Annotated in this window: 15 protein-coding genes and 2 pseudogenes; 10 read left to right on the forward strand and 7 right to left on the reverse strand. The window is 38.4% G+C overall.

The annotated features are described in order from the left end of the window. Positions 1-338 precede the first annotated feature (338 nt). On the reverse strand, positions 339-1,673 hold the full coding sequence (locus tag AC4CUZ_RS18805; RefSeq protein WP_071851543.1) for an ISNCY family transposase: 1,335 nt from the start codon (positions 1,671-1,673) through the stop codon (positions 339-341). 133 nt (positions 1,674-1,806) lie between these two features. Continuing rightward, positions 1,807-2,361, reverse strand: coding sequence for a helix-turn-helix domain-containing protein (locus tag AC4CUZ_RS18810; RefSeq protein WP_443516289.1), 555 nt, complete (start codon positions 2,359-2,361; stop codon positions 1,807-1,809). Between the two features lie 83 nt (positions 2,362-2,444). Between AC4CUZ_RS18810 and AC4CUZ_RS18815 the strand changes: the two genes are divergently transcribed. Next, positions 2,445-3,323 carry a DMT family transporter gene (locus AC4CUZ_RS18815; protein ID WP_214646294.1) on the forward strand — a complete coding sequence of 293 codons (879 nt, stop codon included), beginning with the start codon at positions 2,445-2,447 and terminating at the stop codon, positions 3,321-3,323. Between the two features lie 228 nt (positions 3,324-3,551). Here AC4CUZ_RS18815 and AC4CUZ_RS18820 read toward each other — a convergent pair whose 3' ends face one another. Both AC4CUZ_RS18820 and AC4CUZ_RS18825 read right to left on the reverse strand, forming a co-directional pair. After that, positions 3,552-4,544, reverse strand: a complete 993-nt coding sequence (locus tag AC4CUZ_RS18820) for a zinc-dependent alcohol dehydrogenase family protein (RefSeq protein ID WP_171536389.1) — start codon at positions 4,542-4,544, stop codon at positions 3,552-3,554. A gap of 86 nt (positions 4,545-4,630) precedes the next feature. Beyond that, positions 4,631-5,542: a LysR family transcriptional regulator gene (locus AC4CUZ_RS18825; protein ID WP_171536388.1), complete on the reverse strand. Its 912-nt coding sequence runs from the start codon at positions 5,540-5,542 to the stop codon at positions 4,631-4,633. A 93-nt stretch (positions 5,543-5,635) separates the two neighbouring features. Between AC4CUZ_RS18825 and AC4CUZ_RS18830 the strand changes: the two genes are divergently transcribed. The 4 genes from AC4CUZ_RS18830 to AC4CUZ_RS18845 all read left to right on the forward strand — a co-directional run bounded on the left by AC4CUZ_RS18830 (position 5,636) and on the right by AC4CUZ_RS18845 (position 8,437). Then, positions 5,636-6,768 (forward strand): IS3 family transposase gene (locus tag AC4CUZ_RS18830; RefSeq protein ID WP_223235881.1). Its coding sequence is split into 2 segments (ribosomal slippage): positions 5,636-5,888 and positions 5,888-6,768, totalling 1,134 coding nucleotides; the frame shifts between segments, so codons are not numbered across the junction. A 721-nt stretch (positions 6,769-7,489) separates the two neighbouring features. Then, positions 7,490-7,825, forward strand: a complete 336-nt coding sequence (locus tag AC4CUZ_RS18835; RefSeq protein WP_035363642.1) for a hypothetical protein — start codon at positions 7,490-7,492, stop codon at positions 7,823-7,825. 49 nt (positions 7,826-7,874) lie between these two features. Then, positions 7,875-8,054 (forward strand): hypothetical protein, encoded by a 180-nt coding sequence (locus tag AC4CUZ_RS18840; protein ID WP_016658770.1) that lies wholly within the window; start codon positions 7,875-7,877, stop codon positions 8,052-8,054. After that, entirely contained in the window at positions 8,051-8,437 is a 387-nt protein-coding gene (locus AC4CUZ_RS18845; protein WP_004769969.1) for a type II toxin-antitoxin system death-on-curing family toxin, read from the forward strand. Before AC4CUZ_RS18840 ends, AC4CUZ_RS18845 begins: the two co-directional genes overlap by 4 nt. A gap of 1 nt (position 8,438) precedes the next feature. Here the strand turns inward: AC4CUZ_RS18845 and AC4CUZ_RS18850 are convergent, their stop codons facing one another. From AC4CUZ_RS18850 to AC4CUZ_RS18860, 3 genes are all read right to left on the reverse strand, one after another. Beyond that, a complete protein-coding gene (locus AC4CUZ_RS18850) occupies positions 8,439-8,990 on the reverse strand; it encodes a macro domain-containing protein (RefSeq protein WP_016658769.1) in 552 nt (183 codons plus the stop codon). 5 nt (positions 8,991-8,995) lie between these two features. After that, positions 8,996-9,679 carry a hypothetical protein gene (locus AC4CUZ_RS18855; RefSeq protein WP_016658768.1) on the reverse strand — a complete coding sequence of 228 codons (684 nt, stop codon included), beginning with the start codon at positions 9,677-9,679 and terminating at the stop codon, positions 8,996-8,998. Positions 9,680-9,884: 205 nt separating this feature from the next. Further along, positions 9,885-11,017 (reverse strand): IS3-like element ISAcsp5 family transposase gene (locus tag AC4CUZ_RS18860; RefSeq protein ID WP_490748096.1). Its coding sequence is split into 2 segments (ribosomal slippage): positions 9,885-10,765 and positions 10,765-11,017, totalling 1,134 coding nucleotides; the frame shifts between segments, so codons are not numbered across the junction. 174 nt (positions 11,018-11,191) lie between these two features. Here AC4CUZ_RS18860 and AC4CUZ_RS18865 point away from each other — a divergent pair. From AC4CUZ_RS18865 to vapC, 5 genes and pseudogenes are all read left to right on the forward strand, one after another. Continuing rightward, complete coding sequence (locus AC4CUZ_RS18865; protein ID WP_071851543.1) at positions 11,192-12,526, forward strand: ISNCY family transposase; 1,335 nt, start codon at positions 11,192-11,194, stop codon at positions 12,524-12,526. A gap of 143 nt (positions 12,527-12,669) precedes the next feature. Continuing rightward, positions 12,670-13,995, forward strand: a pseudogene (locus AC4CUZ_RS18870) (ISNCY family transposase). A 146-nt stretch (positions 13,996-14,141) separates the two neighbouring features. Beyond that, positions 14,142-15,475, forward strand: a pseudogene (locus AC4CUZ_RS18875) (ISNCY family transposase). Positions 15,476-16,055: 580 nt separating this feature from the next. Further along, the gene (locus AC4CUZ_RS18880; RefSeq protein WP_000401521.1) at positions 16,056-16,286 is read left to right on the forward strand and encodes an antitoxin; all 231 of its coding nucleotides are present in this window, start codon (positions 16,056-16,058) and stop codon (positions 16,284-16,286) included. Then, positions 16,283-16,678 carry a type II toxin-antitoxin system tRNA(fMet)-specific endonuclease VapC gene (gene vapC / locus AC4CUZ_RS18885; RefSeq protein ID WP_000639719.1) on the forward strand — a complete coding sequence of 132 codons (396 nt, stop codon included), beginning with the start codon at positions 16,283-16,285 and terminating at the stop codon, positions 16,676-16,678. Before AC4CUZ_RS18880 ends, vapC begins: the two co-directional genes overlap by 4 nt. Positions 16,679-16,773: the final 95 nt, after the last annotated feature.

Raw genomic sequence — 16,773 nt, forward strand, 5'->3', positions numbered from 1 at the left:
AGTTTCAGTATTCCGGATAGCCGCAAAGGACCGAGATTGCTGTACGCTTTTGCTTACAAAATAGCCTAAATTTTATCCACAGAAATTGGGGATATTTTCGGCCTTGGGAAGACCGGGAATATTGAGAAAAGTTTCAATTTGATTAAATATTGATCAGTTTTATTGGCGGAATATATCAAAACTGTTCATAAAAAAGCCGACTTGTTTCCAAGCCGGTTTTTTGCTGTTTTTCAGGTGGGTCGAAAATTTTTAACTATATGAAAAACAAAGGTTTTATGAAACGCTGTTATTCACCAATTAAAATGTCTATGCGATAAACCATTTAAAATGTCCTGTTTTTAACCACAAGAGTCAAGCACAGGATTTAAATTTCTTTGTCCAATAACAGCTTTCTGAGCTTTACGGCTCGGCATACTTTTCTTGGCACGGGAACGTTTATTCTGTTTCTCCAATTCTTCATGTTGTTGCTGGATATGCGCCAGGACTGAACCTAACCGTTTATTCTCAACAATCTCATTTTGCTGCAGCCCAGCCAATTTATTGAAGATGCTGTAGTTGAGCTTTCGTCCTTCATGCATGAGGGCCACAGTGCCATCCGGATACTCCAGAAATGAAACGTATTGCCCAGCAAGCTTATGATTCAGCTCTGTCGGTTCAAGCAGATAAATACATTTGTCATAGGTAATCGTCAGGTTCTTGGTGACCTTACGCGGTTCCTGCCAGGTAAAAATATCATCCAGTTCAAGATCAGATTCGGTTAATGGTCGATGCAGGTTCTTTGAGTTTCGCGCACATTTGGCGAACTTCTGATTGAACTGCTCAATAAAGCAGGGCAACCAGGCATTTGCTTCTGCAATCGAACAGATGCCTTCCAGGCGCATCTCCTTGATCAAACGGTCCTGAAGGGTTCTATTCGCTCGCTCTACGCGACCTTTGGCCTGGGGTGAATTGGCGAAGATAATATCAATGTTTAACTCATTCAGAATCCGCCCAAATTGCGTGATCTGGCTGTCTTGCCTGGATTTCTGGTTGACTCTAAATACCGAGTGTTTATCGCTATAAAAGGCCAAGGGCTTGCCGTATTGCTCAATGTAGGCTCGGGTTGAAAGCATATAGTCAAAGGTCGTTTCAGCCTCACAAAAGCGTAGATGCAACAGCTTGCCGGTAGCATCATCGATATAAACCAGCAAACAGCATTTGGTGGCTCTTCCTTCAAACCAGTCATGATATGAGCCATCAATCTGGATCAGCTCACCGAAGCAATCACGGTTATAGCGTGGCTGGTATGGGCGTTTTAGACGTTTGGATCGCGGAATCCAAAGGTCATTTGCAGTCATCCAGCGCCGAACCGTTTCTACCGGGATATTCAGGTCAAACATGCTGCTGAGCTTCTCATGCGCCAAGGTAGGTCCAAAGCCCAGCAGATGTTCAGAAATAATGGAAAGACATTGCGATTTTAATAAATCGTCATGGCGATGATGGCCCGGTTGACCACGACTGGCATGCGTCATGCCTGAAACACCATCTTGATTGAGCTTCTGCAATAACCGGGTAATTTGACGGGTGGAAAGATTCAGGATTTCAGCAGCACGGACTTGGGTAATACGATGATCTCGAACGTCTTGCAGAACTGCAAGACGTTGAATTTCTTTGTCAGACATAGTGATCAGCATCTATATTTTATATCCAGTCCATGGTGATAAAAACCATCATAAACCAGACATTTTTATTGGTGAGAATATAGACACTTTAAATGGGTTCTAACAAACGCGTTTCGTATAAGCGCCATTATGTTAAATGATCATTCTAATGAATGACATTTCTCACAAATTTTACCTGCTCATCACTTTTATTATGATATGAGTACAAAGTAGAGCTAGAAAAAATAAACGAATCTTCAGGGCCTAGAATCTTAAATTGACCTTCAATTTCAAGTGTTAACTCTCCATGGATAATATAGAGCATTTCTTTCCAGCCTTCTGGATCAGGTTCAGCTATATAAGAATCGCCAGCTGCTAGTGACCATATCCACATTTCTGTCTGTGTACCGTTATCCACTGTACCCAGTAAATTTGCATAGCTTTCTGTATGATTGCCTTTCCAAGCTAAGATATTTGTACAAGAGTGTTGAATTTTTGAATCTAGCGGACTAACTAAAGTACTAAAACTAATATTTAGGGCATTTGCTATAGCATCTAATTTAGCCAAACTAATATTTATTTGATCTGCTTCTAAAGCAATTATTGTACGTCTGCTTACCCCTGAACGATCAGCAAGCTCTTGTTGAGTCAGTTCTATTTTCTCTCGAAAAAAACGAATATTTTTTCCTAAAAATTCAAGGACAGTATTCATTCTGAGTATTCACAAGTTTAATGTGCAATATATTGCACTATAAACAAGATGAATGCAATAATAGTGCAGTATATTTCACTTTAGATTTTGTAATGTCCTTAATTCATTTCTTAAAAGAAAGATTACCTCCTGAGATCGTACTTGTATTTATAACTATGATTTGGGGAGGAACCTTTTTAGCTGTTCACTATGTCCTTAATTACACGACTCCTATTTTCTTTGTTGGTTGCCGATTTCTGGTTGCTGCTATGATTTTGCTTATTTTTACGTTTAAGTATCTAAAAAAGATAAGTAAAGATGATGTTATTGCGGGTATTTCGATAGGTGCCGTACTAGCACTTTCATACGGACTTCAAACTATAGGTTTAAAGACGATAACAAGTAGTGAGTCTGCATTTTTAACAGCACTATATATTCCTCTTGTACCAATATTAATCTGGATTTTTTATCGGAAGCTTCCAAATATCTTTATTTGGATTGGAATATTTTTTTCCTTTATTGGTTTGATACTTCTAACAGGGAATGATTTTAGGGGCGTTAACTTTAATTTAGGACAAATTTTTACTCTTTTGAGTGCGCTGGGAATAGCCCTTGAAATCATTTTGATCAGTAAGTTTGCAGGTAGAGTCGATTTAAAGAATGTCACTATCATCCAATTAGTAGTAGCGTCTATTTTCTGTTTTTTTATCATGCCTTTCGCAGGAGAAACGGAAATTCCTAATATTTCATGGCAACTCGTAGTAGTTACATTAAGTCTGGGATTTGCCAGTACACTCATTCAATTTGCTATGAATTGGGCACAACGTACTGTTGATCCTTCTAGAGCCGCTATTATCTATTCAGGTGAGCCTGTTTGGGCAGCAATATTCGGAAGGCTAGCAGGAGAGCGTTTACCATTTTTAGCTATTATTGGTGGGCTTTGTGTCATTTTAGGAATATTAATTAGTGAGATAAAAACTAAAAATAAATAATTTTATTATTGAGTTTCGCTAAAATCAACATAATACACGTTATACAAAACGTGTGAAATTGATTCTATGACATTAATTTTTATGTATTTTTTTAAATTTAAAGCCTGGTCGTTAGTTTAGGCCTTTTGCTTTCTTATAACAGCCATAAATGGCTTATGAGCATGAGTGTATTTTCAATTTAATGGAACAGATAAAATGCCCTATACAGTGAAGTACAGGGCATCTAAATTACTTAACATTCACTACGATTTTTCCAATTTGGGCATTTGTTTCCATATATTTATGAGCTTTTTGGATATCCTCAAAATTGAAGGCTTGGTCAATTAAAGGTGATAATTGACCTGACTCCAAACCTCGATAAACAAATTGTTTTGCCTGTTCTAGAGCATTTGAATCAGTGGTAATTTCAAAGAGCTCATAACCACGTAATGTTAAATGTTTACCCAAAACATCCATAACACTCATTTGGATATCACGTGTATCAAGCGCACCATATTGGAAGAATGTGCCTTGTTTAGCCATAGCTTGCATGATTTTCCCTACAGCTGGTCCACCTACAGGATCAAACACCATATTTACACCCTGATGATTGGTAATATGATTCAACTCATCAACTAAATCTTGTTCTTCAGTCGCGATCACATATTTAGCCCCTAAATCTATGAGTTGCTGCTTTTTAGCACTAGTACGAGTTAATGCTATTGGAGTAGCGCCTATCATATTAGCAATCTGAATTGCTGCTACGCCAACACTGCTTGATGCAGCACCAATAACAACATATTGGTCTTTCTGTAAGTTGCCAAAATGTACTAATGCACCATAAGCCGTCACAAACATCATCCAGCTTGCAGCAGCCTGTTGGAATGTCAAATTCTTAGGATGCTTCACAATCGCATGGACTGGCAGATTGATCAGTTCTCCGTATGTACCGTATTCATCAAAGCCAAAAGATGGAATGACACTAACCGCATCACCAATACTAAACTCTGAAACACCTTCACCAATCCCTGTAACGACACCTGCAGCTTCATAGCCAAGTACAGAAGGAAAAGTTGGTTCAATAACATAATTACCAGTACGGTACATGATTTCAGCCCGATTTAAGCCAATGGCATGTACTGAAATCTGTACTTCACGTGCTTTAGGGGCAGGAATCTCTAAATCTTCAATCTGTAGGACATCAGCACTACCAATTGCACGCATCATTACAGTTTTAGACATGTTTCTTTTCCAAATGATAAATAGATGGAATCAGCATAATCTTTCAAATAGATCAGATAAATAAACAATCTATTTATAGATTAGTTCTATTTTTTATAACAATCTTTTGCGAAAACATTTTCAACCCAATCTATAAACACTTGCATACGAGCTGGTAGATGTTCTCGATGGGTATATAGCAAAGAAATAGGTTTAGGCACATTTTGATAAGTTGATAACACTTCAATAAGTTGGCTATTCTCTAGATAGGGTTGAATCGCATGACGAACCCCTTGAATCAAGCCCAGACCATGTAAGGCAGCACTTAAAAATGATTCTGAATCATTAACTAGAATACTTGAATCTAACTTATATTCTTGAACTTCCTGAGTCACAAGAAATTTCCAATTCATGACCTTACGTTGTTTACCGCTAAAATAATTAACTGCTTGATGATGTTTTAAATCATCTAAGGTATGAGGTGTACCAAATTTCTTTAAATAAGATGGGGCAGCACAAGTTACCATTTCAACTTGTCCAAGAGATTTCGCAATTAAGGTAGAGTCATCTAAGTATCCTAGTCGAATAGCAAAATCTACACCTTCATCAATGAGATCCACTAAGGAATCAGAAGACTTCAGAATTAACTCAATATTTGGATATTGCTGTTTAAAATCAGCTAAATGAGGAATTAGAATTGCTTTAGCAACAGTGATAGGTACATTAATTCGTAACTTACCAGATATATTTTGAGCCTGTAGATTAGGCTGAAAACTATTAAAAATAGCATCGAAGTATTCAAGTAATTGTAAAGCTTTTTGATAAAAGGCTTCACCTTCTAAGGTCATGTTCACTTTACGGGTAGTTCTATTGAGTAATCTGACACCAAGTTCATCTTCAAGCTGTTTGATGGCTTTAGAAATAAGTGGACGATGCAAACCTAATGTTTCAGCAGTATGAGTAAAACTCTGTGTTTCGACTACACGGACATATATTTGTAGTTTCTGCAAATGATCCATTTAATAGAGGTGGATCAGGAAATTTGAACAACACTTATAAGTGATATTTTGCTCCCCAAATGATGTTATAAACATCAATATATGGAGTATTTTATGGCACGTAGACCAAGAAGAAATCATTCAAATGATTTTAAAGCTAAGGTAGCACTTGCTGCGATTAAAGCAGAAAAAACACTTGCTGAATTGAGTGCTGAATTTGATGTTCATCAAAACCAAATTATCGACTGGAAAAATCAACTGATTTCAGCTTCCTCGCAAGCTTTCGATCAATCAAAAGCTCCAACAGAACCACCCATCGATCTAAAAAAACTACATGCAAAAATCGGTGAGCAGGCATTAGAAATTGATTTTTTAGAAGGTGTGTTGAAGAAACTGGGCCGCTTCAACCACAAAAGTTAATCGATGACTCACTTCAGATTTCAGTATCTAAGCAAGCTCAGCTGCTGAAAGTCTCCCGTGGTTGTTATTACTATCGCCCAAAACCTGTGAGTGCATCAGATCTGAAGCTAATGCGGTGTATGGATGAGTTACATATGCAATACCCTTTTGCAGGTAGCCGGATGATGCGTGATTTGTTGAATCGTCAAGGACATCATATAGGACGACGTCATACACGTACTTTAATGAAGAAAATGGGCATTAATGCGTTATATTGCAAACCAAATTTAAGCCAGGCTAATCAAGCTCACCGCAAATATCCATATCTGCTCAAAGGATTGGCTATTCAGCGCAGTAATCAAGTGTGGTCTACGGATATAACGTATATCCCTATGGCAAAAGGCTTTGTTTATTTATGTGCTGTGATTGATTGGCATAGCCGCAAGGTACTTGCGCATAGAGTATCGATTAGTATGGAGGTTACATTTTGCATAGAAACATTAAATGAAGCTATTGAAAAATATGGTCGACCTGAAATATTTAATACAGACCAAGGCAGTCAGTTTACCAGTGATGCATTTATTGATGTATTGAAATCAAATGGCATTCAAATCAGTATGGATGGTAAAGGTCGATGGGTTGATAATGTGATGGTTGAACGATTATGGCGGAGCGTTAAATATGAAGAGGTGTATCTCAAAGCCTACAGCAATGTTTTGGATGCGAAGAAGCAATTAAACGCATATTTTGAATTTTATAATTTGAAACGACCTCATTCGAGTCTGGACAAAATGACTCCAGATGAGTTTTACTATGACCAGCTACCACAACAAAATAAGGTAGCTTAACTAGAGCAGAGTATCACTTATAAATAAGCTTTTAGTTGTTCAAACATGTGGGACCACCTCTAATTTTGCCATTAATTTATTATAGAAATTATAACAAATGGCTTATTTAGACATCTTATTCAAAGTACATATATTTTAGAACTTCTAAAATTAACATAATACACGTTATACAAAATTCCATTGTTTTATCTTTTAAAATCAGTACAGTAAAACATTGCAAAAGCCCATTCACCCTCGAATGGGCTTTTTTATGATTTCTCATATTCCACGATTCTGATTAGCTTGACTGCTTAATCTAAACAAATGAGGGGGCCTACTTTATGAATAAGAACACACTCTGTACTCAAGTATGTAACTTTAAGCTATACTCTATAGTTACATAATTCGTGATTTAAAGAGACCTAGAAAAATAGAAATGGTATTTATTTGAGCTAATCAAAGTTGAGAAACTTTAGAATTCTTGCGTTAGTCAAATTTTAAGCAGCCAAAAGCTATATTTTATGAGGTTTTAGCCAATTCAAAAATTAGATAAACTATACTTTCGCAAGAGGTCTTTTGATTAAATAATAAGCGTGGAACGTGAAAAATCATAAAAAAGCCCACCTTGGGGAAGATGGGCTATCAACTAGAAACTACAGCATTGATTTCTAAAGAGAATTATAACGAATTTCGTATAAGGTGTATTATGTTAATTTTAGGGAAATTAATCAGTTGATGAAAAATGAAAATAGGAATTTTTTGGTTTTTGCAAAAGCAAGTTATCGGCATAGCTCATCCATTCAATTTAAATGATGCAGATTCAATAGGCTTAATTGATAGTCCATATACACATGTCGATTATTGGAAAAATATGCAAAGTGTATACCCAGAACTACGTCATTATGAATATGAACAGATTCCAAGGGGTAGGGTAATTTTCGACGCAAATAAAGGAAAAGCAATCGTGTATATGGACAAAAAATTATTTAACACAGTAACAGCCACTAAAATTTATGATTTCTTTGATATAGATTCAGAAAATGCTATTCCAAGAAAAGATCCTCACTATCGTACTTAATTGTTTAATTTAGGCTAAAATGAAATTCTCTTTTAATAGGGGTATGAAGATGAGAAAGCGTTTAAAAGACTATAGCCTTGATCAAGTTTCAAATCGCCAAAAGGTTTCAGGTCAAGTATTACCAATTCAATTTAGCAATGATGAAGCAACAAAACGTGTTGTGATGCACAGTGCTAAACGAGTTATTAAGCAGCATAAAGCAGAACTTCAAGAGCTTGCTTATAAATGAGTTTGATTAGCTCAACATTCGTGATCGCTGTACATGATGAGATCCTATTACAAACTGGCGTGGGGCGAACAGGCTGTCATATTGAAAAGCTAGAAAGCGTATTAAGCCGTATAGATCAGCAGATGTATTACAGCAATGTAAGCGACATTTTTGAGATCGCAGCATGGTTTGGTATTGCTATCTCAAAAGGTCATGCTTTTGTTGATGGTAATAAAAGAACTGGTTTAGCTGTAATGCTGACTTATCTAGAAATTCAAGGTGTTACCATTCAGGAACAAACAGGTTTAGATGATTTGATGGTCGATATTGTTGAATCACAAGAAGAACATGAATTGTTAGCCAAAATTGTGGCTGAATTCTTATACGAGCTTTCGATAATTTAAACTAAGAAATCAGAATCTGAATATTTGGATCATCGATATTCGATAAAATATTCTTATAAATTAAATAATTTTCATCCTCTCGGCAGATAAAAAATACTTCTGCAACATGATCATATTGAGGCAACATAGAGAGTATGGTGCCAATCGCAATTTCAGCAGCCTTTTGAGGTGGAAAACCATAAACACCTGTACTAATACATGGAAAAGAAACAGTGAGTGCATGAATTTCATTAGCTTTGAATAGTGCATTACTATAAGCATCACAAAGCAATTGTGGCTCATTGTGTTCGCCATCTAACCATCGTGGTCCAACCGCATGAATAAGGTATTTAGCAGGCAGATTACCTGCTGTTGTTACTTCTGCTTGACCTGTAGGGCATCCACCTTTTTCTTGATTTAGACGAACACATTCTTCTTTCATCAATGGTCCAGCTTTTTTATGAATCACATAATCAAGTCCCCCACCACCAAGCAAAGATTTATTTGCTGAGTTAACGATGGCATGTACAGCAAAAGCTGTTATATCTGCTTGGATGAGATGGACTTTTTTCATAAATTTTATGCAATACCGCGATCTTTTTTAAATTGAGAAATAATAGGATTTAATTCAGATCCACAGAATTCAATATACTCATTTGTAATTCCACGACCACTAGAAGGATGTGGCAACCCAACTACAGTGCAGTTTTCAAATTTATTGATATAAGCCAATGAGCCATGATAATCAGGCATTCTTAATGTTTGCAATTTTTCAATTTCATTGCCCATAATTGGAGTGAATTTATCCCTTACTTTATAAAATTTTAGTACCTTAGTTAAAAGCTCACTTCCCATAAACAGAATTACTTTAGGTCTAAGTTCTTCTATATGTGCTATAAAATTATCAACATTTTCATCTTGTTTGTAGAAAGGAATTGCAGAACGAGATTTTTTTGATTCTACAGCCCAATTAGTTTGTACAATCATTTTGTCGAAAGCATCGCCTAAGCCTTCCTCATTTAGAGGATGCCCCCACATAGAAAACCAAGTTCTAATTCTTTTATCGTATTTAATCCATGTCTTAGCAACATCACCATATCGCAATGATTTATTAGAAAAGGTACATTCTTTAGTCATATCTATTATAACTTCTTGCCCCTTACTTTGTGATTCTTCACCCCATTCATAACCACAAATCATTAATCCGTTTTTATCATTAAAGCCTGCGAAAATTGAATTTGCTAAATTTAGACTTTTTCCCATTTTATCTTCTCTGATACTTTTAAGATTCAAATTATCACATATATTTCATATAAATCATTTATATGGAAAGTTTTTTATAGATATAAAAATACACTTAACATAAAATCTCTTATACGAAATGGGTTTGTTAGAACCTAATGTGGTTCCGTTAATTAGACCACTCAATTCAGTTTTATAAGTGATAAATCCGCTCTAAATATTTAAATTATGCTGCCATTACTTTTAGTAAATGTTGATCATAAAATTCATTCGGTGTTGCCTTATTCAAACTTGAATGAGGACGTATCATGTTATAAAAACCCAAATATTCAGCAATTGATTGTTTCGCTTGTTTAACCGTATCGTAAGCCTTCAAATAGACTTCCTCATGCTTCACGCTGCGCCATAAACGCTCAATCATCACATTATCCATCCATCGTCCTTTCCCATCCATACTGATACGGATATTTCGCAATTTTAACTCATTCAAAAATGCCTCGCTTGTGAATTGACTGCCTTGGTCTGTATTGAACACCTCAGGACAACCATATTTCACAATTGCTTCTTGCAACGCATCTATGCAAAAGTCTGTTTCCATACTGATCGATACTCGATGAGCCAGTACTTTACGACTATGCCAATCTATAATTGCAGCACACAGATAGACAAAGCCTTTAGCCATAGGAATGTACGTTATATCTGTACACCAGACTTGATTAGAGTGATCGATGACCATGTTTTTCAACAGATATGGGAAAATACGGTGTGCAAGATTAGGCTTACTGGTATTGGGTTTTGGATACAAGGCATGTATTCCCATCAAGCGCATTAAACGTCGGACTTTACGCCGACCTATTTGATGTCCTTGACGCTGTAGCATATCTCGTATCATTCGACTGCCCATAAATGGGTAGTCGAGATGAATTTCATCGATTAGACGCATCCAACTCAAATCAGTTGATGAAATCTCTTTGGGCTTGTAATACAACGTACTGCGATTGATTTGAATCAATTGCGATTGTTGTCGTACCGAAAGTTGATGGGTCTTATCGATCATTTTTTGCCGCTCAGCTGCCCTATTTTTCTGAGCGCACCTTCTAAAAAATCAATTTGCAATGCCTGATGTCCTATCTTGGCATGTAGAGCTTTGAGGTCAATCTCTGGTTCTTGTTGTGCTGTTGGTCGTGAAAAAATATTGACTGATTGCTCAAGCAGTTGATTTTTCCAATCGATGATTTGGTTTTGATGTAAATCGAATTGAGTAGAAAGTTCAGCGAGTGTGTGGTCGCCTTTAATTGCTGCGAGAGCAACTTTAACTTTAAACTCTGCTGAATGATTACGACGTTTTCTTCGTGTCATGGTTGACTCCAAAAACAAGCATTTCCCATGCTTATTGGGGAGTAGATTATCACTTATAGGCGTGGTCTAAAATCCTAGAACCACATCAACCCATTTAAAGTGTCTATATTCTCACCAATAAAAATGTCTGGTTTATGATGGTTTTTATCACCATGGACTGGATATAAAATATAGATGCTGATCACTATGTCTGACAAAGAAATTCAACGTCTTGCAGTTCTGCAAGACGTTCGAGATCATCGTATTACCCAAGTCCGTGCTGCTGAAATCCTGAATCTTTCCACCCGTCAAATTACCCGGTTATTGCAGAAGCTCAATCAAGATGGTGTTTCAGGCATGACGCATGCCAGTCGTGGTCAACCGGGCCATCATCGCCATGACGATTTATTAAAATCGCAATGTCTTTCCATTATTTCTGAACATCTGCTGGGCTTTGGACCTACCTTGGCGCATGAGAAGCTCAGCAGCATGTTTGACCTGAATATCCCGGTAGAAACGGTTCGGCGCTGGATGACTGCAAATGACCTTTGGATTCCGCGATCCAAACGTCTAAAACGCCCATACCAGCCACGCTATAACCGTGATTGCTTCGGTGAGCTGATCCAGATTGATGGCTCATATCATGACTGGTTTGAAGGAAGAGCCACCAAATGCTGTTTGCTGGTTTATATCGATGATGCTACCGGCAAGCTGTTGCATCTACGCTTTTGTGAGGCTGAAACGACCTTTGACTATATGCTTTCAACCCGAGCCTACATTGAGCAATACGGCAAGCCCTTGGCCTTTTATAGCGATAAACACTCGGTATTTAGAGTCAACCAGAAATCCAGGCAAGACAGCCAGATCACGCAATTTGGGCGGATTCTGAATGAGTTAAACATTGATATTATCTTCGCCAATTCACCCCAGGCCAAAGGTCGCGTAGAGCGAGCGAATAGAACCCTTCAGGACCGTTTGATCAAGGAGATGCGCCTGGAAGGCATCTGTTCGATTGCAGAAGCAAATGCCTGGTTGCCCTGCTTTATTGAGCAGTTCAATCAGAAGTTCGCCAAATGTGCGCGAAACTCAAAGAACCTGCATCGACCATTAACCGAATCTGATCTTGAACTGGATGATATTTTTACCTGGCAGGAACCGCGTAAGGTCACCAAGAACCTGACGATTACCTATGACAAATGTATTTATCTGCTTGAACCGACAGAGCTGAATCATAAGCTTGCTGGGCAATACGTTTCATTTCTGGAGTATCCGGATGGCACTGTGGCCCTCATGCATGAAGGACGAAAGCTCAACTACAGCATCTTCAATAAATTGGCTGGGCTGCAGCAAAATGAGATTGTTGAGAATAAACGGTTAGGTTCAGTCCTGGCGCATATCCAGCAACAACATGAAGAATTGGAGAAACAGAATAAACGTTCCCGTGCCAAGAAAAGTATGCCGAGCCGTAAAGCTCAGAAAGCTGTTATTGGACAAAGAAATTTAAATCCTGTGCTTGACTCTTGTGGTTAAAAACAGGACATTTTAAATGGTTTATCGCATAGACATTTTAATTGGTGAATAACAGGGTTTTGTAACTCCAAAATAGAAATGTCCGCTTTTACAATATGCACTTCTGCAATTTCCTTAGCGGACGGTTTGATATGTTGGTGTCTATGTCGGATAAAGAACTTAAACGATTGTCGGTCTTGCAGGAAATCTGCGATCAACGCATAACTCAATCCCAGGCTACTCAGCTACTTCATATTTCAGAACGTCAGATCAGACGTTTATTGCAAAAATACAAAGCTCAAGGCCCAGCTGCATTAGCACATGCTGCACGTGGCCAAATCAGCAATTCCAGGCTTCCTGAAGAGCTCAGACTCAAGTGCCTCAATATTGTTTCGGATCAACTGCATGGTTTCGGACCCACTTTAGCGCATGAAAAGCTCACCACTGTTCATGGATTCGATATTTCAGTGGAAACACTGCGTTCCTGGATGATTGCAGCCGATCTGTGGATTCCTCGCGCCAAGCGCCTGAAACGCCCGTATCAGCCTCGTTATAACCGAGATTGTTATGGTGAACTGATTCAAATCGATGGCTCACACCATGACTGGTTTGAAGGACGCGCTGCTAAGTGCTGTCTGCTGGTATTTATCGATGATGCCACAGGAAAATTACAGCATTTACGCTTCTGTGAGTCGGAATCAGCATTTGACTATATGATTTCAACACGTTTGTATGTTGAGCAGCATGGTAAGCCGTTGGCGTTTTACAGTGATAAACATTCAGTCTTCAGGGTGAATCAAAGCAGCAAGAAAGACACCAAGATTACCCAGTTTGGACGCGTACTCAGTACCCTCAATATCGATATCATCTTCGCCAATTCACCACAAGCCAAAGGCCGTGTAGAACGGGCGAATAGAACGCTTCAGGACCGTCTGATTAAAGAAATGCGCCTGGAAGGCATCTGTTCGATTGAGCAAGCGAATGCCTGGCTGCCCTGCTTTATCGAGCAATTTAATCGTAAATTTGCCAATATGGCCTTTAATCCCAAGGATCTACACCGGACTGTCACTGAAACAGCCGAAGAGTTAGATGATGTTTTTACCTGGCGTGAACCCCGCAGAGTCACGAACAGCCTGACGATTACTTATGATAAATGCGTATATTTACTGGAAAATACCGAAGAAAATAAAAGGTTGATCGGTAAGTATCTTTAGTTCCTTGAATACCCGGATGGTACTGTAGCCATCATGCATAATAGCCGAAAGATCAATTACAGCCTCTTCGATAAATTAAGTCAGCTGAATCAGCGAGAGATTGTTGAGAATAAACGGTTGGGTGCTGTTCTGAATCATATCCAACAACAGCATGAAGAACTGGAACAGCAAAACAAACGTAATCGTTCTCAAAAGATGCCAAGCAGACGTGCACAGAAAACAGCAATTCAAGAACGAAATCTAAATCCTGTGCTTGACTTGGAAATGTCCATATAGGACATTTCTATTTGGTTATTAGGTAGGACATTTCTACTTAGGAATAACACTAAGTGTAACTCCAAAATAGAAATGTCTATATTCTCACCAATAAAAATGTCTAGTTTATGATGGTTTAAACATCATAGACTGGATATGAAATATAGATGCTGATCACTATGTCTGACAAAGAAATTCAACGTCTTGCTGTTCTGCAAGACGTTCGAGATCAACGTATTAACCAAGTCCGTGCTGCAGAAATTCTTAATCTTTCAACCCGTCAAATAACCCGATTATTGCACAAGCTAAAGCAAGATGGTGTTTCAGGCCTGATACATGCCAGTCGTGGTCAACCAGGTCATCGTCGCCATGATGATTTATTAAAATCGAAATTTTTTCTATTATTTCTGAACATCTGCTTGGATTTGGACCCACCTTGGCGCATGAGAAGCTCAGCAGCATGTTTGCCCTAGATATCCCGGTAGAAACGCTTCGGCGGTGGATGACGGCAAATGACCTCTGGATTCCTCGATCCAAGCGCCTTAAACGTCCATATCAGCCACACTATAACCGGGATTGCTTCGGTGAGCTAATCCAGATTGATGGCTCATATCATGACTGGTTCGAAGGACGCGCTGCTAAGTGCTGCTTGCTGGTTTATATCGATGATGCTACTGGAAAGCTGTTGCATCTGCGCTTTTGTGAGGCCGAAACGACCTTTGACTATATGCTTTCAACCCGAGCCTACATTGAACAATACGGCAAACATCTGGCCTTTTATAGCGACAAACATTAGGTCTTCCGAGTGAACCAAAAATCTAGCCTAAACAGCCAGATCACGCAATTTGGCCGGATTCTGAATGAGTTAAACATTGATATTATCTTTGCCAACTCACCACAGGCTAAAGGTCGCGTAGAACGCGCGAATAGAACCCTTCAAGACCGGTTGATCAAGGAGATGCGTTTGGAAGGCATCAGTTCAATTGCCGAAGCCAATGCATGGCTACCCTGCTTCATTGAGCACTTCAATCAGAAATTTGCCAAGTGTGCGAGAAACTCGAAGAATTTACATCTACCCCTAACCGAATCTAATCTTGAACTGGATGATATTTTTACCTGGCAGGAACCGCGTAAGGTCACGAAGAACCTAACCATCACGTATGATAAATGTATTTATATACTTGAACCGACAGAGCTGAATCATAAGCTTGCTGGGCAATACATTTCAATTCTGGAGTATCCGGATGGCACTTTGGCCCTCATGCATGAAGGACGAAAGCTCAACTACAGCATCTTCAATAAATTGGCTGGGCTGCAGCAAAATGAGATTGTTGAGAATAAACGGTTAGGTTCAGTCCTGGCGCATATTCAACAGCAACATGAAGTATTGGAAAAACAAAATAAACGTTCCCGGGCCAAGAAAAGTATGCCGAGTCGTAAAGCTCAGAAAGCTGTTATTGAACAAAGAAATTTAAATCCTGTGCTTGACTCTTGTGGTTAAAAACAGGACATTTTAAATGGTTTATCGCATAGACATTTTAATTGGTGAATAACAGTGTTTTTAATATTACTTTAAGATCAGTATCTTATCGTTATTCATACCCTCTGGAACGTTCTCGTTCAACCGACTTGGAAACAAGTCGGTTTCTTTTTAAGCAAAACTGTAACTTTTAGCCAATAAAATTGATCAAAAAACATTCGTTTTTGCATTTTTTCCTGATTTCTCAAGGGTCACAGTTCATAAATAATCCCCAATTTCTGCGGACAACTCTTGGGATAAAATAGGCCAACTTTGTAAGCTAAAACTTACATGAATTTAAGATTTTTGAGGATTGGTAATCCAAAGCATTAGCCCTATGATGAATACATAAGGGCACTGGATGTTTCCAGAAAACAAGAATAAGAAAATAGCGCAAGGAATGGGCAGCACGAGATCAGTAAGACGAGCACCCCGATATGAAAAAGCCCGACAGGATGTCGGGCTTTTTTATTGCCTTATGATTTTAATTTCACTTTGACTTTACAAGATTTAATGTTAAGATATATATCAATGATATATATCTTGGTTTCGGGAGGTAATTATGGAAATTGCGAAAGTATTTCAAACTGGTCGCAGTCAGGCTGTTCGCTTGCCTAAAGCCTTTCGCTTTAATGGCACGGAAGTGGCCATCAAAAGCTTCGGTCGTGGTGTATTACTCATGCCCATCGACAATCCTTGGGATGTCATGTTAGAAGCAATAAATGAGTTTGAGGTTGGATTCCAATTGGAGCGAGCTGATCAAGGCGAACAGCTCCGTGAGGAGTTCAGATGATTTACCTCTTAGACACAAATATTTGTATCTATGTCATCAACAATAAGCCTCAACAAGTTTTTGAGCGCTTTAAGCAATATCAACTCGGCCAGCTTGCGATTTCGAGTATCACGGCATCTGAGCTGGCTTTTGGTGTAGAGAAGTCTGGATCTGAACGCAATAAACAGGCGTTAAACAAGTTTTTGTCACCTTTAGAGATTCTTCCTTACGATGAACAGGCGATTTGGCATTACGCCAAATTACGCCAGAATCTTCAATCTACAGGTAAACCGATTGGCAGCTTAGATATGCTGATCGCTGCTCATGCTTTGGCATTGGATGTTGTATTAGTTACGAACAATACAAAAGAATTTGAACGAATTGATGGTCTGAAGCTAGAGAATTGGGTCTAATCGCTATATCTAGCCCGCCCTATGCAGGGCTAGAATTCGTATAAGAGATTTATGTTAAATGGATACAGCTTTTGAAAATTTTAACTTTGAATCAG

It is taken from the genome of Acinetobacter sp. 789_lipA, assembly GCF_058242845.1.